Origin of the sequence: Belnapia arida (genome assembly GCF_016773205.1) — a bacterium.
Taxonomy (GTDB): domain Bacteria; phylum Pseudomonadota; class Alphaproteobacteria; order Acetobacterales; family Acetobacteraceae; genus Belnapia; species Belnapia arida.
The window spans coordinates 38,253-57,044 of the sequence record NZ_JAETWB010000014.1 but is presented as its reverse complement, the minus strand read 5'-3'; the positions used below and the strand labels follow the sequence as shown (position 1 = coordinate 57,044).

The 18,792-nt window shown below is 68.3% G+C and carries 18 protein-coding genes; 17 read left to right on the top strand and 1 reads right to left on the bottom strand.

Features of this window, described 5'->3' with window-relative positions; translation table 11 throughout:
* Window positions 1-779: 779 nt before the first annotated feature.
* From zapE to JMJ56_RS20935, 13 genes are all read left to right on the top strand, one after another.
* Window positions 780-1,940, top strand: coding sequence for a cell division protein ZapE (zapE, locus tag JMJ56_RS20995; RefSeq protein ID WP_202833727.1), 1,161 nt, complete (start codon window positions 780-782; stop codon window positions 1,938-1,940).
* 36 nt (window positions 1,941-1,976) lie between these two features.
* Window positions 1,977-2,345: a hypothetical protein gene (locus JMJ56_RS20990; protein ID WP_202833726.1), complete on the top strand. Its 369-nt coding sequence runs from the start codon at window positions 1,977-1,979 to the stop codon at window positions 2,343-2,345.
* Window positions 2,346-2,467: 122 nt separating this feature from the next.
* Complete coding sequence (mdh, locus tag JMJ56_RS20985) at window positions 2,468-3,421, top strand: malate dehydrogenase (protein ID WP_202833725.1); 954 nt, start codon at window positions 2,468-2,470, stop codon at window positions 3,419-3,421.
* Window positions 3,422-3,460: 39 nt separating this feature from the next.
* Window positions 3,461-4,654 carry an ADP-forming succinate--CoA ligase subunit beta gene (gene sucC / locus JMJ56_RS20980; RefSeq protein WP_202833724.1) on the top strand — a complete coding sequence of 398 codons (1,194 nt, stop codon included), beginning with the start codon at window positions 3,461-3,463 and terminating at the stop codon, window positions 4,652-4,654.
* A 3-nt stretch (window positions 4,655-4,657) separates the two neighbouring features.
* Window positions 4,658-5,536 (top strand): succinate--CoA ligase subunit alpha, encoded by an 879-nt coding sequence (sucD, locus tag JMJ56_RS20975; protein WP_202833723.1) that lies wholly within the window; start codon window positions 4,658-4,660, stop codon window positions 5,534-5,536.
* A 147-nt stretch (window positions 5,537-5,683) separates the two neighbouring features.
* Complete coding sequence (locus JMJ56_RS20970; protein WP_202833722.1) at window positions 5,684-8,569, top strand: 2-oxoglutarate dehydrogenase E1 component; 2,886 nt, start codon at window positions 5,684-5,686, stop codon at window positions 8,567-8,569.
* Between the two features lie 117 nt (window positions 8,570-8,686).
* Window positions 8,687-9,952 (top strand): 2-oxoglutarate dehydrogenase complex dihydrolipoyllysine-residue succinyltransferase, encoded by a 1,266-nt coding sequence (gene odhB, locus JMJ56_RS20965; RefSeq protein WP_202833721.1) that lies wholly within the window; start codon window positions 8,687-8,689, stop codon window positions 9,950-9,952.
* A 137-nt stretch (window positions 9,953-10,089) separates the two neighbouring features.
* The gene (locus JMJ56_RS20960) at window positions 10,090-10,371 is read left to right on the top strand and encodes a hypothetical protein (protein WP_202833720.1); all 282 of its coding nucleotides are present in this window, start codon (window positions 10,090-10,092) and stop codon (window positions 10,369-10,371) included.
* Between the two features lies 1 nt (window position 10,372).
* On the top strand, window positions 10,373-10,963 hold the full coding sequence (locus JMJ56_RS20955; protein ID WP_202833719.1) for a YajG family lipoprotein: 591 nt from the start codon (window positions 10,373-10,375) through the stop codon (window positions 10,961-10,963).
* A gap of 77 nt (window positions 10,964-11,040) precedes the next feature.
* On the top strand, window positions 11,041-11,832 hold the full coding sequence (locus JMJ56_RS20950; RefSeq protein ID WP_202833718.1) for an SDR family NAD(P)-dependent oxidoreductase: 792 nt from the start codon (window positions 11,041-11,043) through the stop codon (window positions 11,830-11,832).
* A 75-nt stretch (window positions 11,833-11,907) separates the two neighbouring features.
* On the top strand, window positions 11,908-12,201 hold the full coding sequence (locus JMJ56_RS20945) for a FeoA family protein (protein ID WP_236038167.1): 294 nt from the start codon (window positions 11,908-11,910) through the stop codon (window positions 12,199-12,201).
* Window positions 12,202-12,216: 15 nt separating this feature from the next.
* Window positions 12,217-14,118, top strand: coding sequence for a ferrous iron transport protein B (feoB, locus tag JMJ56_RS20940; protein WP_236038165.1), 1,902 nt, complete (start codon window positions 12,217-12,219; stop codon window positions 14,116-14,118).
* A 283-nt stretch (window positions 14,119-14,401) separates the two neighbouring features.
* Entirely contained in the window at window positions 14,402-14,812 is a 411-nt protein-coding gene (locus JMJ56_RS20935) for a hypothetical protein (protein WP_202833717.1), read from the top strand.
* A 65-nt stretch (window positions 14,813-14,877) separates the two neighbouring features.
* Here JMJ56_RS20935 and JMJ56_RS20930 read toward each other — a convergent pair whose 3' ends face one another.
* Entirely contained in the window at window positions 14,878-15,999 is a 1,122-nt protein-coding gene (locus tag JMJ56_RS20930) for an RMD1 family protein (RefSeq protein ID WP_202833716.1), read from the bottom strand.
* A 71-nt stretch (window positions 16,000-16,070) separates the two neighbouring features.
* Here JMJ56_RS20930 and JMJ56_RS20925 point away from each other — a divergent pair, with 71 nt between their 5' ends.
* From JMJ56_RS20925 to JMJ56_RS20910, 4 genes are all read left to right on the top strand, one after another.
* Entirely contained in the window at window positions 16,071-16,460 is a 390-nt protein-coding gene (locus JMJ56_RS20925) for a carboxymuconolactone decarboxylase family protein (protein WP_202833715.1), read from the top strand.
* A 281-nt stretch (window positions 16,461-16,741) separates the two neighbouring features.
* Window positions 16,742-17,389 (top strand): Crp/Fnr family transcriptional regulator, encoded by a 648-nt coding sequence (locus JMJ56_RS20920; protein ID WP_236038163.1) that lies wholly within the window; start codon window positions 16,742-16,744, stop codon window positions 17,387-17,389.
* A gap of 74 nt (window positions 17,390-17,463) precedes the next feature.
* Window positions 17,464-18,204 carry a Crp/Fnr family transcriptional regulator gene (locus JMJ56_RS20915; RefSeq protein ID WP_202833713.1) on the top strand — a complete coding sequence of 247 codons (741 nt, stop codon included), beginning with the start codon at window positions 17,464-17,466 and terminating at the stop codon, window positions 18,202-18,204.
* A 171-nt stretch (window positions 18,205-18,375) separates the two neighbouring features.
* A complete protein-coding gene (locus JMJ56_RS20910) occupies window positions 18,376-18,753 on the top strand; it encodes a response regulator (RefSeq protein ID WP_202833712.1) in 378 nt (125 codons plus the stop codon).
* Window positions 18,754-18,792: the final 39 nt, after the last annotated feature.

Sequence of the window (18,792 nt, the reverse complement as noted above, 5' to 3'; positions counted from 1 at the left end):
TCCATTGGCTGGTGAGCCCAGCCTTTGGTTGCTCCGGCCAATCGTGTCGTTTTTGAAAATTCAAGTGAGGGATGCGTGGAATAGGCTTTGGCTCCAATCAGTCTCCTTCACGAAACAAAGCTATCTAGCTGTAATAATTGAGATGAAAGCGTAAGAAGCGGCAGCCGTACTCGTTGTGCGAAACACCACGCGTGCTGAGAGCCTGTTTGAGCGGCGCCAGAATGGATTGATCATGGCTTCGGTGGCGGCGAGGACGGCCGTGCATTCTATCATGACGGCAGCCACGTCGAGGCGCCTGGCACGGTCGCGCATCAGGCCGTCCCAACAGGTGAGCCAACCGAAGCTGCGCTCCACCATCCAATGCTGCGGCAGCACTGCGAAGCCCTTCCGGCCGGGCGGGTGACGTGGCAATCATTAGTACCAAACTGGACTTTGTCGCCCCAGAGTTTCGCCCCGTCCAAGCACGTCACCACCTGTTGCTTAAGCGGCCATTCGGGAAGCAGCAGCCTGGCGCCCTACGGCCAGCATCACAGGGACGCTCATCGCCGCTGCGCCCTACACGGTCCTACTCGCCCTTTTCGAACTCTCTTTCAAATTAGGACACTAGCCGCCTCGCTCTCGCCTCGGCCGCTTCGAGCGTACCGACTGCAGGCGCCGATCTCGCCAGCACAATGAGCTTATCGACAAGCAAGGCGAGCGCAGATCGCGGCGTTCCATGAGGCACCTTAAGGCTTCGGCCAGTTGCCCCAGGCCCAAGTCCAGGCTATCCGCCGAGCGCGATGCATGCGCCCGTCACCCCCCGCACCGATGAAGGCCCGCTGCCGGCCTACCGCGCCCGCGTCGCGGCGGGGCTGCTGAAGCCGGATACCGCCCAGGCCCTCGCCGCCGAGACCCTACAGGAGCTATGGCACCGTCTCCGCGGCTATGACCCGCACCCGGAGGCGCCGCCCGAGGCCGGCTTCCTTGCCCGCTTCATGCGCCGCAAGCCCGTGCCCGAAGCGCCGGAAGGGACGCCGCAGGGCCTCTACCTCGTCGGCGAGGTGGGGCGGGGCAAGTCCATGCTGATGGACCTGTTCTTCGAGTGCGCCGATGTCATCCGCAAGCGGCGCATCCACTTCCACCAGTTCATGCAGGACTGCCACCAGACGATCCACGCCTGGAAGCGGCGCAACCCGGGCGAGGCGGACCCGATCCCGCCGCTGGCCAATTCCATCAGCGTCGATGCGGCCCTGCTCTGCTTCGACGAGTTCCAGGTGCATGACATCGCTGATGCCATGATCCTCGGCCGGCTGTTCGAGGCGCTCTTCGCCCGCGGCGTGGTGGTGGTGGCGACCAGCAACACGGCGCCCGACGACCTGTTCAAGGGCCGGCCCGGCCGCGACGCCTTCTTGCCCTTCATCGCGCTCATCAAGAAGCGGCTGAACGTGCTGCATCTGGAGGCGCAGCAGGATTACCGGCGGGAGCGCATCCGCGGCCTGCCGAGCTGGCACAGCCCGGCCGATGGGCGGGCGGAGCGGGCGCTGGATGCCGCTTTCCTCGAGCTGACCGGCGAGGCGCAGGGGGCGCCGGCCCGCCTGACGGTGCTCGGCCGGGTGGTGGAACTGCCGGAGGCGGCGCGGGGCGTGGCCCGGGCGGAGTTCGACGAGCTGTGCGGCAAACCGCTGGGGCCGGCCGACTACCTCGCCGTTGCCACCCATTTCCATACCTTGGTGCTGGATGGCATCCCGCGCCTGGGGCCGGAGAATTTCGACCGGGCGCGGCGCTTCATTACCCTGGTGGACGCGCTTTACGAGCACCGCTGCAAGCTGGTGGCCTCGGCCGAGGCGCCGCCCGATTCGCTTTACGAACAGGGCGAGAACGCGGCCATGTTCGAGCGGACGGCGAGCCGGCTCACGGAAATGCAAAGCCAGGACTATCTGGCCTTGCCGCATCTGACGTAATATGAGGTAATATTCACGGATTCGAGAGGATTCTAAATGCGCCTGCTGTCCCTGATTCTTCTTGGCCTCGGCCTTGTTGCGGCTCCGGCGGGCGCGGCGCAGAAAGGCGGGTGGCAGAGGCCTCAGGCGCGGGTGGCGACGGCGAAGCCGCAGCAGATGGCCCGGCCGCAGGCCATGGTGCATCGCTCGCTGCCGATGCGGTCCCGCGGCAGCGTCGGCCGGGACCAGCGGGCGGCCTCCGCGGCGGCCTGCAGCGCCCGGCGCGGCGGCTGCCAAGCGCCGCGAATGAGCTGGGCCCAGGGCCTGTCCCCGGCTGCCGGCATCCAGGCCAATGCCTGCCCGGATGGGACCATGGCGGTGCTCGCCACCGGTCATGACGATATCGTCCGCTGCATGCCCATCTGAGCCAGGGCCCGGCCGGCTCCGCCTTGCCGGTCGATGCGGTCGGGAGTAGGAACGCGCTGTTTTCGCCTGAGCGGCCCCGGTCGCCCGGGCGCCCTCCGCCCCCCGTTCCTCAAGGACACGTCATGGCTCGCAAGAAGATCGCGCTGATCGGCGCCGGCAATATCGGCGGCACACTCGCCCACCTGATCGGCCTCAAGCAGCTCGGCGATGTCGTCATGTTCGACGTGTTCCCGGGTGTGGCGGCGGGCAAGGCGCTCGACATCATGCAGTCCGGCCCGGTGGACGGGTTCGATGCCAACATGGCCGGTACGGGCGACTATGCCGCCATCGCCGGCGCCGATGTGGTGATCGTCACCGCCGGCTTCCCGCGCATGCCGGGGATGAGCCGCGACGACCTGCTGACCAAGAATGCCGGCGTCATGGGCCAGGTGGCCGAGGGCATCAAGACCTACGCCCCCGACGCCTTCGTCATCTGCATCACCAACCCGCTCGACGTCATGGTCTGGGCGCTCCAGCAAAAGTCAGGCCTGCCCGCGCACAAGGTGGTCGGCATGGCGGGCGTGCTGGACAGCAGCCGCTTCCGCCTCTTCCTCGCCCAGGAATTCAACGTCTCGGTCGAGGACGTGACGGCCTTCGTGCTCGGCGGCCATGGCGACACCATGGTGCCGCTGACCCGCTACTCCACCGTCGCCGGCATCCCCGTCCCCGACCTCGTCAAGATGGGCTGGACGACGCAGGAGAAGATCGACGCCATCGTCAACCGCACCGCCAATGGCGGCGGCGAGATCGTGAAGCTGCTGGAGAAGGGCTCGGCCTTCTACGCCCCGGCCGCCTCCGCCATCGCCATGGCGGAGAGCTACCTGCTCGACAAGAAGCGCGTGCTGGCCTGCGCCGTGATGCTGAACGGCGAGTACGGGCTGAGCGACTTCTATGTCGGCGTGCCGGTGGTGCTCGGCGCCGGCGGCGTGGAGCGCATCGTCGAGGTGCAGTTCACCGCCGAGGAGAAGGCCGCCTTCGACAAGTCCTGCGATGCGGTAAAGAAGCTGATCGAGGATTTCAAGAAGCTCGGCGTCTGATCAGGCGCGCGGCGTCCATTCGCTTGCAGGGGTGACGGCATGAACATCCATGAATACCAGGCGAAGGAGTTGCTGGGGCGCTACGGCGTCACGGTGCTCCAGGGCCATGTGGCCTGGACGCCGGAGGAGGCGGCCGAGGCGGCGAAGCGGCTGCCCGGCCCCGTCTATGTGGTGAAGTCGCAGATCCATGCCGGCGGCCGCGGTGCCGGGCGCTTCAAGGAAGACCCGAACGGCAAGGGCGGCGTCCGCGTCGTCAAGTCGGTCGAGGATGTCCGGGCAGCGGCCGAGGCGATGATCGGCAAGACGCTGGTCACCAAGCAGACCGGCGAGGCGGGCAAGGTCGTCTCCCGCGTCTATGTCGAGGATGGCTGCGACATCAAGCGCGAGCTCTATCTCGGCCTGCTGGTCGATCGCGCCACTTCCCGCCTCACCATCATGGCCTCGACCGAGGGCGGGATGGAGATCGAGGAGGTGGCCGAGCACCACCCCGAGAAGATCCTGAAGGCGGCGATCGACCCGGCCGCGGGCATCTCCGGCTTCCATTGCCGCAAGCTCGCCTTTGGCCTCGGCCTGACCGGCAAGCAGGTGGCGAGCTTCACGAAGTTCGTCACCGCGCTCTACGGCGCCTTTGTCGAGCTCGACTGCGCCATCGTCGAGATCAACCCGCTGGTCGTCACCGGCGCGGGCGAGATCGTGGCGCTGGATGCCAAGGTCTCCTTCGACGACAACGCGTTGTTCCGCCACAAGGACCTCGAGGCCCTCCGCGATGACAGCGAGATGGACCCGAAGGAGCTGGATGCGGTCAAGAACGACCTCAACTATGTCGCGCTCGATGGCGAGATCGGCTGCATGGTGAACGGCGCGGGCCTCGCCATGGCGACGATGGACATCATCAAGCTCTACGGCTCCTCGCCCGCGAACTTCCTCGATGTCGGCGGCACCGCCAATGCGGCGCGCGTTACCGAGGCGTTCCGGATCATCACCTCGGACAGCAACGTCAAGGCGTTGCTTGTCAACATCTTCGGCGGCATCGCCAAGTGCGACATGATCGCAACGGGCATCGTCGAGGCGTCGAAGAACCTCTCGCTCTCGGTGCCGCTGGTGGTGCGGCTCGAGGGCACCAATGTCGAACTCGGCAAGAAGATCCTGGCCGAGAGCGGCCTCGCCATCATCCCCGCCGACAACCTGGCGGACGCGGCGCAGAAGGTGGTCGCAGCGGTGAAAGGGGCCTGAGCCATGGCGATCCTGATCGACGAGAACACCAAGGTCATGACCCAGGGCTTCACCGGGGCCCAAGGAACCTTTCATGCCGAGCAGGGCATCGCCTACGGCAGCAAGTATGTCGGCGGCGTAACGCCGGGCAAGGGCGGCACCACCCATATCGGCCTGCCGGTCTTCGACACGGTAGCGGATTGCGTGGCGGCCACTGGGGCCAATGCCAGCGTCATCTACGTGCCGCCGCCCTTTGCGGCCGATGCCATCCTGGAAGCGATCGATGCGGAACTGCCGCTCATCATCTGCATCACCGAGGGCATTCCAGTTCTCGATATGGTGCGGGTGAAGCGGGCCCTGGGCGGCTCGAAATCGCGGCTGATCGGGCCGAACTGCCCGGGCGTTATCACCCCGGATGCCTGCAAGATCGGCATTATGCCGGGGCATATCCACCGGCGCGGCTCAGTCGGCATCGTTTCCCGCTCGGGGACGCTGACCTATGAGGCGGTGGCGCAGACCTCGGCCGCCGGGCTTGGCCAGTCCACCTGCGTCGGCATCGGCGGCGACCCGGTCAAGGGCACCGATTTCGTCGAGGTGCTGGAGATGTTCCTGGCCGATGACGAAACCAAGTCGATCGTCATGATCGGCGAGATCGGCGGCCAGTCGGAGATCGAGGCGGCGGAGTTCCTGGCGCGCGAGAACCGGGGCGGCAAGCCGGTGGTTGGCTTCATCGCCGGCGCCACCGCTCCGCCCGGCCGCCGCATGGGCCATGCCGGCGCCGTGATCTCGGGCGGCAAGGACACCGCCGAGGCGAAGATCGAGGCAATGCGCGCGGCCGGCATCCATGTGGCGGACAGTCCGGCGGCGCTCGGCTCGACCATGGTGAAGGCCCTCAAAGGTTAAGCGTTCCGCACAGGGCAGCCTTGCGGGGCTGCCAAGTCGGGCGCCGAGCCCCTATGTTACCCGTCGCCGCTACCCCTTACGGGGTGCGGCGATCATTGCATGAGCCGACAGAGACCGCCGGCCCGCTTGGCCGGCACGGAGAGACACATGGCCGGAGTGGATATCCTCGCGACAGCGATGACGGGCGCCAACGCCGCCTTCCTCGCCGATCTCTACGCCCGCTGGGTGGAGAAGCCCGACAGCGTCGATCCCTCCTTCGCCGAGCTCTTCGCCGTCCTCGACGACGATGCCAAGGCGGTGCTGACCGATGCGGTCGGCGCCTCCTGGGCGCCCCGTCGCCGTGGCGGCTTCGCGCCGGAGCCGGAGCCCGCGCCGGCCGCCAAGGGTGGCGGCAAGGGCGCCGCACCCGCCGCCGCCCCGGATGCCGAGACGATTCGCCGCGCCCAGCTCGATTCCATCCGCGCGCTGATGCTGATCCGCAGCTACCGGGTGCGCGGCCATCTGCATGCCCAGCTCGACCCGCTCGGCCTCGCCAAGCCGCGGCCGCATCAGGAGCTGGACCCGACCTTCTGGGGCTTCACCGAGGCCGACATGGACCGGCCGGTCTTCATCAACGGCGTGCTCGGCCTCGACACGGCAACGCCGCGGCAGATCATGGCGGTCTGCCAGGCTACCTATTGCGGGCCGATCGGCGTCGAGTTCATGCATATTCAGGATCCTGGCCAGAAGGCCTGGATCCAGCAGCGGATGGAAGGGGCCCCCTGGACCACCGCCTTCGATGCCGGGGCCAAGCGGGCGATCCTCGAGGATCTGACCGAGGCGGAGGGTTTCGAGGCCTTCTGCGCCCGGAAATACGTTTCCACCAAGCGCTTCGGCCTGGAAGGCGGCGAGAGCACCATCCCAGCCATTCAGGCGGTGATCGAGACGGCGGCGGCAGCCGGCGTCAACGAGATCGCCATCGGCATGGCGCATCGCGGGCGGCTGAACGTGCTGGTCAATGTGGTGAAGAAGCCCTTCACCCAGGTCTTCTCCGAGTTCAAGGGCGTCGGCGCCAACCCGGATGATGTCCAGGGCTCGGGCGACGTGAAGTACCATCTCGGCACCAGCACGGATATCGAGGTCGGCGGCCGCAAGGTCCATCTGTCGCTGCAACCCAACCCCTCGCATCTCGAGGCGGTCGATCCGGTCGTCGTCGGCAAGGTCAGGGCCCGGCAGGACATGTCGGGCGACACCAAGGGCCGGCATTCGGTCATGGGCATCCTGCTGCACGGCGATGCCGCCTTCGCCGGCCAGGGCCTGGTCTACGAGACCATGGCGATGAGCCAGCTCATCGGCTACCGCACCGGCGGCACCATCCATCTAGTGACCAACAACCAGATCGGCTTCACCACCGTCCCGGCGCATGCCTATTCCGGCCTCTACTGCACCGACATCGCCAAGTCGGTGCAGGCGCCGATCTGGCACGTCAACGGCGACAATCCGGAGGCGGTGGTCTTCGTCTCCCGCCTCGCGGCCGAGTTCCGTCAGGAATTCTCGACCGATGTGGTAGTTGACATCGTCTGCTACCGCCGCCACGGCCATAACGAGAGTGACGAGCCGGCCTTCACCCAGCCCATCATGTATGGCCGGATCAAGGAGATGCGGACGACCCGCACTCTTTACGCCGAGCGGCTCGCGGCCGAGGGCAGCGTCCCGGCCGAGGAGTCGAAGGCGGTTTGGGATGCCTTCAACCAGCGGCTGGAGGAGGCGCATGAAGCGGCGCAGAGCTTCCGGCCGAACAAGGCGGATTGGCTGGAAGGTCATTGGTCCGGGCTGAAGGCGGCCGGCACCGAGGATGCGGTGGAGCAGCTCCACCCGACTGCCGTGCCGCTGGAGACGCTGCGCGAGGTCGGCGCGGCGCTCGCCCGGGTGCCGGAGGATTTCGCCGCCAACCCGAAGATCGCCCGCCAGCTCGAGGCCAAGAAGCAGGCGATCGAGAGCGGCGAGGGCATCGACTGGGCGACCGGCGAGGCACTGGGCTTCGGCACGCTGCTGCTGGAGGGGCATCGCGTCCGCCTCTCGGGCGAGGACGTGCAGCGCGGCACCTTCAGTCATCGCCATGCGGTGCTGGTCGACCAGAAGACCCAGGCCGAATACGTGCCGCTGAACAACATCCGCGCCGGCCAGCCGCGCTTCGAGGCTTTCAACAGCCTGCTGAGCGAGTTCGGCGTGCTCGGCTACGACTACGGCTACTCGCTGGCGGATCCGCACACGCTGGTGCTGTGGGAGGCGCAGTTCGGCGACTTCGCCAATGGCGCCCAGGTCATCATCGACCAGTTCATCGCCTCTGCGGAGACGAAGTGGCTGCGCATGTCCGGTCTCGTGATGCTGCTGCCGCATGGCTATGAGGGGCAGGGGCCGGAGCACAGCTCTGCCCGGCTGGAGCGCTACCTCCAGCTCTGCGCCGAGCGGAATATGCGGGTCTGCAACCTGACGACGCCGGCCAACTATTTTCATGCCCTGCGCCGCCAGCTGAAGGCCAACTACCGCAAGCCGCTGGTGCTGATGACGCCGAAGTCGCTGCTGCGGCACAAGCTGGCGGTCAGCAGCCTCGCCGAGTTCGGCCCGGGCAGCACCTTCAAGTATGTCATTCCCGAGATCGACGCGATCGCGCCGGAAGAGGCGGTGAAGCGGGTCGTGCTTTGCTCCGGCAAGGTCTATTACGACCTGCTGCAGGAGCGGCGCGACAAGGGCGTGCAGGACGTGGCGATCATCCGCGTGGAGCAGCTGCATCCCTTCCCGAAGGCGAGCCTCAGCCAGGCGCTTGCCCCCTACAAGAACGCCGAGGTGGTGTGGTGTCAGGAGGAGCCCGAGAATATGGGTGCCTGGACCTATATCGACCGGCGGCTCGAGCGCGTGCTGAAGAGCCTCGACATCAAGGCGAAGCGGCCCGAGTACGTCGGCCGCGACGAAGCGGCGAGCCCGGCCACCGGCCTTGCCAAGGTGCATCAGCAGCAGCAGGAAACCCTGGTGCGGGCCGCGCTCGGGCTCTGAGATCGACGGGCGGAGCGTGATCGCTAGAAACCGGACGGCAGAAGGCGAGAATTACGCGACCGAGGAACAAATAGAGCGCGATCGGCGATCACGCTCTAGACGGAAGGCGAGAGACAGATGGCGACGGATATCCTGGTACCCACCCTCGGCGAGAGCGTGAGCACCGCCACCGTGGCGCGTTGGCTGAAGAAGGCCGGCGAGCAGGTCGCGGTGGACGAGCCGCTGGTGGAGCTGGAAACCGACAAGGTAACGGTAGAGGTGAATGCGCCCTCCGCCGGCGTCATCGAATCCATCGCCGCCGACGAGGGCGCCGAGGTCGAGCCTGGCGCGGTGCTCGGCGTGATCGGCGCGGCCGGCGCCGCAGCGGCGCCGAAGCCCGCCGCCGCGCCGAGCCCAGCCCCGGCCCAGCCCGCGCCTGCCCCGGCAGCTGCCGCGCAGCCGAAGATCGAGGAGCCGCGGGTTCCGCAGGGCCCGGTCGCCGTGCCCGGCAACCCGAATGCCCATGCCCCGCTGCCCGCCGCCGCCAAGCTGATGAGCGAGAACCGGATCAGCGCCGAGCAGATCGGCACTGGCACCGCCAAGGACGGCCGCATCAGCAAGGGTGATGTGCTCGACTTCCTCGCCCGTCCCGCAGCGACGCCGGCCGCCGCTGCCCCCGCCGCCAAGGCGGCCCGGCCGCTGGAGGAGGGCGAAGAGCGGGTGAAGATGACCCGGCTTCGCATCACCATCGCTCGCCGGCTGAAGGAGGCGCAGAACACCGCCGCCATGCTCACCACCTTCAACGAGGTGGATATGGGCGCGGCCATGGCGCTGCGCGCCGAGTACCGCGACGCCTTCGAGAAGCGGCACGGGGTGAAGCTCGGCTTCATGTCCTTCTTCGTGAAGGCCTGCGTGGCGGCGCTGAAGGAGTTTCCGGCGGTCAACGCCGAGCTCGAGGGCGATTCGGTCGTCTACAAGAACTTCGTCCATATGGGCATTGCGGTCGGCGGGCCGAACGGGCTGGTCGTGCCGGTGCTGCGTAATGCGGATCAGATGAGCTTCGCCGGGATAGAGAAGGGCATCGGCGATTTCGGCAAGCGCGTCCGCGACGGGCAGCTCAAGTTGGAGGAGATGGCGGGCGGCAGCTTCACCATCACCAATGGCGGCATCTATGGCAGCCTGATGTCGACGCCGATCCTCAACCCGCCGCAATCCGGCATCCTCGGCATGCACAAGATCCAGGAGCGGCCGATGGTCGTCGGCGGCAAGGTCGAGGTGCGGCCGATGATGTATCTGGCGCTGTCCTACGATCACCGGATCGTCGACGGGAAGGAGGCGGTGAGCTTCCTCGTCCGCGTGAAGGAAGGCGTCGAGGATCCGCGCCGGCTGATGCTGGACCTCTGACGGGAACAGCCCGGGGGCCGGCGCAACCGGCCCCCTGATTCCCGCGCTTCGCCTCGGCACAATCTGCTAGAATCCGGGCCGGCGAGAGCCGGACACCGCGGCGCGTCCCCGCGCCCAACCCCTAACGGGAGAGTCACATGCGTTCCTTCGAAGGCCAATTCTCCGACAACCGCCCGCTGAAGCGGACGCGCGAGGAGAAGGTGCGGCTGCTGGCCGAGCTGAAGGAGACCTACAAGACGCTGAAGCCGCATACCTCGCCCGAGCTGCGCACCTCCATTGCCGGCAAGATCCGCGAGCTGCAGGCCGAGCTGGCCGCCCCGCCGCCGCCGCCGCGCGAGCGCCGCGGGCCGCCGCAGCAGGAACAGTTCGGCACCGGGCCCCGCCCGCCCCGCCGGCCGCGGCCGCCGCGGGAGATCTAGGGTGCGGCTCGCAAGCTTGCTGCTGCTCGGGCTCCTTGCGGCCTGCGGCACGACCCAATCGCCGATGGCCTATGCGCCGACGGTGCCGGTCAGCGCTGTGCCGGCCCGGCCACTGGTGATGGTGAGCCAGCCGGTGACCAACCAGCGCCGTGCCGGCAGCGACGATCCGCGCTGGATCGGCACCATTCGCGGTGGCTACGGCAATCCGGTGAAAACGCTGGAGGCCGACCAGCCCGTCGACCAAGTGGTGGCCGCCGCCTTCTCCGAGGCCTTGGCGGCGCGTGGCTTGCAGGCGGGCACTGGGGCCGGGCGTTATGCGTTGGCCATCACGATCTTCCAATTTGATGCCAACCAGTATGCCCGTCGCGAAGCCACGGCGGATTTCGGCATACGGGTCACCGAGCGGGCAACCGGGCGGGAGCTCTGGTCCGACCGGACCAAAGCCTACAATGTCGATGGCAGCATCCTGTCGCTGAGCACAGGCGTCTTCGCTTCCGTGGAGGACCTGAGGCGGGTGGCGCTCCGCAGCATGAGCCAGGCGGTGGACACCCTGCTGGACAAGCCGGGCTTCCGCGCCGCGATCCGCGGCTGAGGCCTGGCGGCACCCCCTACCCCCTCGGCCCGCATCGGCGCAGCATGCACCCGACGGCCAAGGGGGAAGGGAGCGCGATGCGCCTCAAGGACAAGACCGCCATCATCATCGGCGCGGGGCAGGGGCCCGGCGAGGGCACCGGCAATGGCCGTGCGACCGCCATGCGCTTCGCCCAGGAGGGCGCCCGGGTGGCCTGCGCCGACCGGGACCTGGCCTCGGCCGAGCAGACGGCGCAGCTGGCCGGCAACGGCGCATTCGCCCTCGCTGTGGAGGTGACGCAGGAGGCGACGCTCGCCGCCGCGCTTGAGGAGGCGGCGCGGCGCTTCGGGCGGCTCGACATCCTGCACTACAATGTCGGCGTCTCCCTCGCCGGCGGCGATGCGCCGCCGACCGAGATCACCGAGGAGGCCTTCGACCGCGTCACGGCGATCAACCTGCGCGGCTTCGTCATGGCGGTGAAGCACGCCCTGCCGATCATGCGGGCGCAGGGAGGCGGGGTGATCCTTTCCATCTCCTCGGCCGCGGCAGTCGAGAGCTACCCCTACGTGGCCTACAAGGCGACCAAGGCGGCGATGCTCGCCTTCACCGAGCAGGTGGCGATCCAGAATGCCGGCCATGGCATCCGCTGCAACACCATCCTGCCCGGACTGATGGACACGCCGATGGCGGTCGATACCCGTGTCCGCCATACCGGCAAGACCCGGGCCGAGGTGGCGGCCGAGCGCGACGCCAAGGTGCCGCTCCGCCGGCGCATGGGCACGGCCTGGGACGTGGCCAATGCCGCGCTCTTCCTCGCCAGCGACGAGGCGGGCTTCATCACCGGCGTCGCCCTTCCGGTGGACGGGGGGCGGCTGGTGCAGATCGGATGACCGCTCACGGACCGGCCGCCAGTTGCAATCGCCAAGCGTTCGCATCTACAAGGGGGCTTCGGTCACGGGTCCCCCATGTCCTTCATCGCCGATACCGTCCTGACTGAGCCATCCGCCATGCTCGATCTCGGTGCCGCCCCGCGGGGCTTCCGCGGGCGGATCCGCGGCCTGCGCGCCTTCGCATCCGGCGGCCTGCCGGCGGAGGAGCTCGAGCGCCGACTGCTGGAGCTCGGCTTCGTCGAGGGGGCGGAGGTAGAGCTGCTGCATCAGGGGCTGTTCGGGCGGGACCCCATCGCCATCCGGGTCGACTCCGCCACCATCGCGCTGCGCCGGCGAGAGGCCGCAGCGGTGCTGGTGGAGCCGATCTAGCAGGACACAGCGCCCATGAACGAGATGTCGGCCGGCCTGCGCGATCTGCGGATCGCCCTGGTCGGCAACCCGAATTGCGGCAAGACCGCGCTGTTCAACACGCTCACCGGCAGCCGCCAGCGGGTGGCGAACTACCCGGGCGTCACCGTCGAGCGGAAAGAGGGCAGCTTCCTCAGCCCCGGCGGGCGGCGCGTGCAGCTGCTCGACCTGCCCGGCACCTATTCCCTCCGCGCCCGCAGCCCGGACGAGGTGGTGACGCGCGACGTGGTGCTTGGCCAGCAGGCGGGGGTGGCACCGCCGGACCTGCTGGTCTGCGTCGCCGATGCCACCAACCTACGCCTCGGCCTGCGCCTGATCCTCGAGCTGAAGCAGGCCGGGCGGCCGCTGCTGGTGGCCCTCAACATGTTCGACATCGCCCGGCACCGTGGGATCGAGGTGGATGTCGAGCGGCTCTCGGCGCTGCTCGGTCTGCCGGTCGTCACCACCGTCGCGGTGCGGCGGGGCGGGACGGAGGCGCTGCTGGCGGCGATCGACGCGCAGGCGCCGGCGAGCGAGGCGGAGGCCGCATGGTCGGCCCCGGATGCCACCGGGCTCCGCATCCTGCAACGCGAGGCGGACCGCATCCTCGCCGCCGTGGTCCGGGTGCCGGACCGGCGCGATGCGGTGACGCGGCGGCTGGATGCGGTGCTGCTGCATCCGGCAGCGGGCCTCGTCATCCTGCTGATGGTGCTGTTCCTGATGTTCCAGGCGGTCTTCGCCTGGGCGCAACCGGCGATGGACCTGATCGATACCGGCTTCCAAGCGCTCGGCGCCGCGGTGGGCGGGCTGCTGCCGCAGGAGGGTGCGGCCGGGCTGTTGCGCAGCTTCCTGCAGGACGGGCTGATCGCCGGCGTCGGCAGCGTGCTGGTCTTTCTGCCGCAGATCCTGGTGCTGTTCCTCTTCATCCTCCTGCTGGAGGATTTCGGCTACATGGCCCGCGCCGCGTTCCTGATGGACCGCATCATGGGCGGCGCCGGGCTGCATGGCCGGGCCTTCATCCCGCTGCTGTCGAGCTTCGCCTGCGCCATACCGGGCATCATGTCGACGCGGGTGATCGACAGCCGGCGCGACCGGCTGGCGACCATCCTCGTCGCGCCGCTGATGACCTGCTCGGCGCGCATCCCGGTCTATACGCTCATCATCGGCGCCTTCGTCCCGGACCAGCCGGTGGGGGAGGGGGCCTGGAGCTGGGTCGGGCTGCAGGGGCTCGTGATGTTCGGCCTCTACGCAGCAGGGATCCTGAGCGCGCTCGGGATGTCCTTCGTCTTCAAGCGGCTGCTCTGGCGCGGCCAGCCGACCGAGCCCTTCATGCTGGAGCTGCCGGACTACAAGCTGCCGCGGCTGCGCAACCTGGCGCTCGGCCTTTGGCAACGGGCCAAGGCCTTCCTGCGTCGCGCGGGCACCATCATCCTCTCGATGATGGTGGTGATCTGGTTCCTCTCCTCCGTCCCGCGGCCGCCGGAGGGAGCCACCCAGCCCGCCATCGAGTACAGCTTCGCCTATTCGATCGGCCAGGCGGTGGAGCCGCTGCTGCGGCCGATTGGCTTCAACTGGCAGATCGGCGTGGCGCTCATCCCCGGCATGGCGGCGCGGGAAGTGGCGGTGGCTTCGCTCGGCACCGTCTATGCCGTGCAGGACGCCGAGGAGGATACGGCCCAGCTCGGCCAGGCGCTGGCCGGGCGATGGAGTCTGGCGACGGCGCTCGCCTTCCTCGCCTGGTATGTGTTCGCCCCGCAATGCGTGGCGACGCTCAGTGTGATCCGGCGCGAGACGGGCGGGCAGCGCTGGATGTGGTTCAGCTTCGGCTACATGCTGGCGCTGGCCTATGTGGCGGCCTTGGCGACGTATCAGGGGGCGCGGGCGCTCGGCCTTGGGTGAGGCTATTTAGTACTACCGCATACAGTCGGGGCGGCTTGTCATCAGTTTTTCACAACTGCCTGCCTAGCGGCCGAGGCCGGAGCTGCGGCCCATAGGCGAGCGAAATATAACCAGAAAGTTGAAATCCACCGACATCATGCTTTTGTGCGGTGCGCAAAACTTGTAAAGCGGACAGGCCGAACAGGCTCGGCAGCACCTCATCACGCCCCAGGGCAGATGTCGGACAATGAACGCCATATCAAGCCGCAAGCGATCCCCGTTGCCTCAATCCGAGGGAAAATCGATGACCAAGATTTCCGAGCATTCCGAAATTCCGAATTACTTCATTCGCTACGAAGCTGTCCGCAACCTGCTTGGCCTCCAGAACAGGGCGGTGGCCGAGGACACGCTGAAAGCCATTCTGCGGATCGTCCTCGACGCGACCCCCATCGACGAGGAACTGTACCTGGATCGCTATCCGGATGTGGCCAAGGCCGTCGCCTCCGGTGTCTATCGCTCCGCGCGGGAGCATCTGACGACGGTCGGCTATTTCGAGGGCCGCTCCGCCTGGCCGGACCAGTTCGACGAGGAAGCCTATCTGAAGGCCTATCCCGATGTCGCCGACGCGGTCGCCTCGGGTGACCTTCGCAGCGCCTTCGAGCATTTCACCCATTCCGGTGTCCTCGAGGGGCGCCTGCCGAGCCCGGTGGCCTGACGCCAGCCATCACGCGCAGCTCCGGCCGGATCTCCTGGCCCGGGCGGGGCAGAGCCGCGTGCCTCTCAGTACCGCACCAGCGACAGCACGATCTCCACCGCGATCAGCAGCAGGATCGCGGTTTCTAGCAGTTCCGCCCGGCCGCTCGCCGCCTCGCCATGAAGCGCGGTGTAGGTGTCGCGGATGATCGCCAGCTTGCGGTCCACCGCGGCGCCGACATTGGGCACGCGGAACTGCTCCATCGCCGCGGCATAGACGCGGGCAAGATAGACGTCCTCCGTGACCTGCAGTGCATTGTCGACGCGCTCGGTCAGCTCCGTCACCTCGGCGACCAGCGCGTGCAGTCCGCGGGCGAGGCGCGCATAGCGGCGGGAGGCGAGCAGGTTCGTCCGCCGCCGCGCCGCCTCCACCATCCCGCGCATGCGCGGCAGCTCGTCATCCAGCATCTCGTCGTAGCCGCGCAACTCCAGCAGCTGGGCATTCGCCATCTCCAGCACGTCGGCGACGTCGGTCTCACGCTGCGGCTCATGGATGAAGGCACGGTCCCAGGTCAGCACCACCAGGTCGTCCGGGTGGTAGGAGAAGCGCTGGCGCAGCAGGTCCCGCCGTGCGCCCTCGGAGAGCGGGCGCTCCTCGCCGGAGAGCAGCGGAACGAGGTCGAGCGTCTGCACCAGCGCCTCGGCCGTCATCGGCCGGTCGAAGGCATCGACGATGGCAAGCAGGTAGTCTTCCTGCAGGGGCGCCGCGGTCGGGCGGTCGAGCGCCTCGGCCAGCAAGCCGCGCAACCGGCCGAGCAGCCCCTCCCAGACCGGTGCCTCTGCGGCGGGGCCGATGGCGCGGTCCGTCCCGTTCACCAGCGCGGTGAAGGCGGCCCAGCCGAGATCGGTGGCCGGTAGGCGCAGCGCCAGCGCGGCGATGCCGAAATCGTAGAGGCGGACACCCGCCGCCGCGGTGACCGGCCGGCCTTCGATGACCACCTCCACCGGCCCGAGATCGAGCGCCAGCGGCGGCACGCCGAAGGACACCGCCTTGGGCGAGGTGCCGACCAAGCGGCTGCGCACGCCGCTGCCCTGCGCCCGGCTGGCCCAGAGCGCCTCGGCGCGCCGCAGGTCGATCTCATAGGCCAGGTCGAAGAGCCTGAGCGCGACCACCTGCCCCGACACCACCTTCGGCTCCGCCTGCTGCATCTCACTCTCCTCGTTCCGTGGCGAGGCGCTTAGCATGGGTTGAGGCCCGGCGATGGCACGGAGGGATGACGATGGCGGACGACCTGCTCGAGACGGGCAAACGCATCCGAGGCGAGGTGATCGGCGAGGCCCGGTCGGAGGCGGCGCTGGACGGCGCAACCGACTTCGATCGCCCCTTCCAAGAGCTGGCGCTGCGCTATTGCTGGGGCGAGGTCTGGGGCCGTCCGGGTCTGCCGCGGCGTGACCGCAGCCTCGTCAACCTCGCCATGCTGGCTGCCCTCGGCAAGCCGAACGAGCTGAGGATCCATCTCCGCGGCGCGCTGGCCAATGGCGTGACGCGAGCAGAGATCCAGGAGGTCTTCCTCCAGCTCTGCATCTATGCCGGCGTCCCGGCGGCGGGCGAGGCCTTCCGCGTTGCCCGCGAGGTCTTCGAGGAGCCGGAATTCGCCGATAAAGGCTAGGGCCTGTTGACGTTCAGCGTGACGCGATGATGGCCGCCACGAGATGGATGGTGGCCGGACAGGTTCTGCCTTCCTGTTGCAAGCGCCCAGGCCCATCCCCAAATCTGAATCATCGCCTGCACGGACCCCGGCCGCGGGCGGCTGAGAGAGACGAGCGCTCCCGCCACACTTGTGCGAGGAGCCGTCTCCTGACTGCATTTCGACAAGACCTGTCTGTCCCTATCCGCAACGGCCTACTTGCGGCGCTGCCGCCCGAGGATCTGGCCCGGCTGCGGCCCAACTTGTCTGCCGTCGAGCTTCGGTTCGAAGAAACCCTCACCCCGGCGGGTGGGGAGGTGGACGCTGTGCTGTTTCCCGAGTCTGGCATGGTGTCGCTGCTGGCCACCCTGGAAGATGACGGGCAAGTGGAAGTCGGCATCGTTGGCCGCGAAGGACTGATCGGCCTCCCCCTCGTTCTCGACGACGACCGCTCCCTGGTGGAGGCCAAGGTGCAGCAGGAGGGAACGGCGTTGCGGCTGGATGCGGCGGCGCTCCGCGACGGGATGGGGGAGAGCGCGGCGCTGCGGGCGCTGCTGCTGCGCTATGCCATGGCCTTCAACACGCAGGTGAGCCTGACCGCCGCGTGCAACACCTTCCACATCGTCGAGCAGCGCCTCGCCCGCTGGCTGCTCACCGCCCACGACCGCGCGGACGGCGACGAGTTTCCCATGACGCACGACTTCCTGTCCGCCATGCTAGGCGTGCGCCGCCCCGCCCTGTCGGTGGCGGCCGGGGTGCTGCAAAAGGCCGGGCTGATCCGCTACGCCCGGGGCCAGATGGAGATCACCGACCGGCCCGGCCTCGAAGCCGCGTCCTGCGAGTGCTATCACGTGGCCAGGCGGGAGTTCGCCCGTCTGCTCGGGACCGGCGGCGCGGTGCGTCGCGGCTAGGCCGCGCGCCGCTTTTTCCGACCCACCGTCTGCCATCAAACAGACGCCGCACCGCGGCGGAGCAGATTGGCCGCATGTCCTCTGGCACCCCCCCCCCCGCGGAACGATTGCGAAACAGCCTGCTGGCGGCGCTGCCGCCCGAGGACTTGGCGTGGCTGCGCCCCAACTTGCGGCCAGTCGAACTCCCTTTCGACAAGACCCTCTACCCGGCGGACGGCGCGTTGGACGCCGTGTTGTTCATCGAGAGCGGCATGGTGTCGCTGCTGGCCACGCTGGAAGGCGGCGATCAGGTCGAGGTCGGTCTTGCGGGCCGGGAGGGGCTGGTCGGCTTGCCTCTGCTGTTTGGCGACAACCGCTCGGTCACCGAGGCCAGGGTGCAGATGGAGGGCACGGCGCTACGGCTTGGCGCGGCGGCGCTGGGCACCGCCATGAGGGAGAGCGCGGCCTTCCGTAGCCTGTTGCTGCGCTACGCCCTGGCCTTCCAGGCCCAGGTTACCCTTACGGCGGCGTGCAACGCGCGCCACCCCATCGAGCAGCGCCTCGCACGCTGGTTGCTGTCCGCCCGTGACCGCGCGGACAGCGACGAGTTCCCGATAACGCACGAGTTCATGTCGATGATGCTGGGCGTGCGCCGCCCCGGGGTCTCGCTGGCCGCGGGCGTCCTGCAAAAAGCCGGGCTGATCCGCTACGCCCGGGGCCGGATGCAGGTCACCGACCAGCCCGGCCTCGAAGCGGCGAGTTGCGAGTGCTATCACGCCGTGCGGCGCGAGTTCACCCGCCTGCTCGGCGGGTCCGGCCGCGCGCCGCCCGGCTAGGTGCCGCATCCCTCTCCCCGGCCCGCCGTTCGAAACCGGACGGACGGGCGCGCCGCGGCAGTTATGGATGCCTGATGCTTCCCGAGCGCGGTGGCCCCCATCACGGCCCGGCCCAACGAAGCCCGAGCAAGGAGGGTGGCGTCCATGGGCGTAGAAAGTTCTCTCGGGGTCTTGGCCAAGCTCACCGGCAAGCGGGTCCTTGTCGTCGAAGACGAGGCGCTGGTGTCCATGCTGGTTGAGGATACCCTGCTCGACAAAGGCGCCAAGATCGTCGGGCCTGCCGCTACCGTTTACGATGCGCTTCGTCTGATCGACGAGGCGCAGGTTGATGGTGCCGTCGACGCCGCGGTGCTGGACCTTAATCTGGGTGGAGAGATTGCCATCCCAGTCGCCGACAAGCTCTGCGCCAGTGGCATTCCGTTCCTGATCGCCACCGGCTACGGCGAGAACTGCGACACTGGCGGGCACATGGCCGCGCCGGTCCTGCCCAAGCCCTTCGACCCCGATGTACTGGTCACCGCGGTGACGGCGTTGACCGCCGAGAGGTGACGGCCTGCACCTTCGACCTGCGACGGGGCCGTGGCGCGG

Bases quoted from the DNA above. Each gene is read 5' to 3' on its own strand.
- zapE (WP_202833727.1), top strand. From the start codon at position 780: ATGCATGCGCCCGTCACCCCCCGCACCGATGAAGGCCCGCTGCCGGCC.
- JMJ56_RS20990 (WP_202833726.1), top strand. From the start codon at position 1,977: ATGCGCCTGCTGTCCCTGATTCTTCTTGGCCTCGGCCTTGTTGCGGCT.
- mdh (WP_202833725.1), top strand. From the start codon at position 2,468: ATGGCTCGCAAGAAGATCGCGCTGATCGGCGCCGGCAATATCGGCGGC.
- sucC (WP_202833724.1), top strand. From the start codon at position 3,461: ATGAACATCCATGAATACCAGGCGAAGGAGTTGCTGGGGCGCTACGGC.
- sucD (WP_202833723.1), top strand. From the start codon at position 4,658: ATGGCGATCCTGATCGACGAGAACACCAAGGTCATGACCCAGGGCTTC.
- JMJ56_RS20970 (WP_202833722.1), top strand. From the start codon at position 5,684: ATGGCCGGAGTGGATATCCTCGCGACAGCGATGACGGGCGCCAACGCC.
- odhB (WP_202833721.1), top strand. From the start codon at position 8,687: ATGGCGACGGATATCCTGGTACCCACCCTCGGCGAGAGCGTGAGCACC.
- JMJ56_RS20960 (WP_202833720.1), top strand. From the start codon at position 10,090: ATGCGTTCCTTCGAAGGCCAATTCTCCGACAACCGCCCGCTGAAGCGG.
- JMJ56_RS20950 (WP_202833718.1), top strand. From the start codon at position 11,041: ATGCGCCTCAAGGACAAGACCGCCATCATCATCGGCGCGGGGCAGGGG.
- JMJ56_RS20945 (WP_236038167.1), top strand. From the start codon at position 11,908: ATGTCCTTCATCGCCGATACCGTCCTGACTGAGCCATCCGCCATGCTC.
- feoB (WP_236038165.1), top strand. From the start codon at position 12,217: ATGAACGAGATGTCGGCCGGCCTGCGCGATCTGCGGATCGCCCTGGTC.
- JMJ56_RS20935 (WP_202833717.1), top strand. From the start codon at position 14,402: ATGACCAAGATTTCCGAGCATTCCGAAATTCCGAATTACTTCATTCGC.
- JMJ56_RS20930 (WP_202833716.1), bottom strand. From the start codon at position 15,999: ATGCAGCAGGCGGAGCCGAAGGTGGTGTCGGGGCAGGTGGTCGCGCTC.
- JMJ56_RS20925 (WP_202833715.1), top strand. From the start codon at position 16,071: ATGGCGGACGACCTGCTCGAGACGGGCAAACGCATCCGAGGCGAGGTG.
- JMJ56_RS20915 (WP_202833713.1), top strand. From the start codon at position 17,464: ATGTCCTCTGGCACCCCCCCCCCCGCGGAACGATTGCGAAACAGCCTG.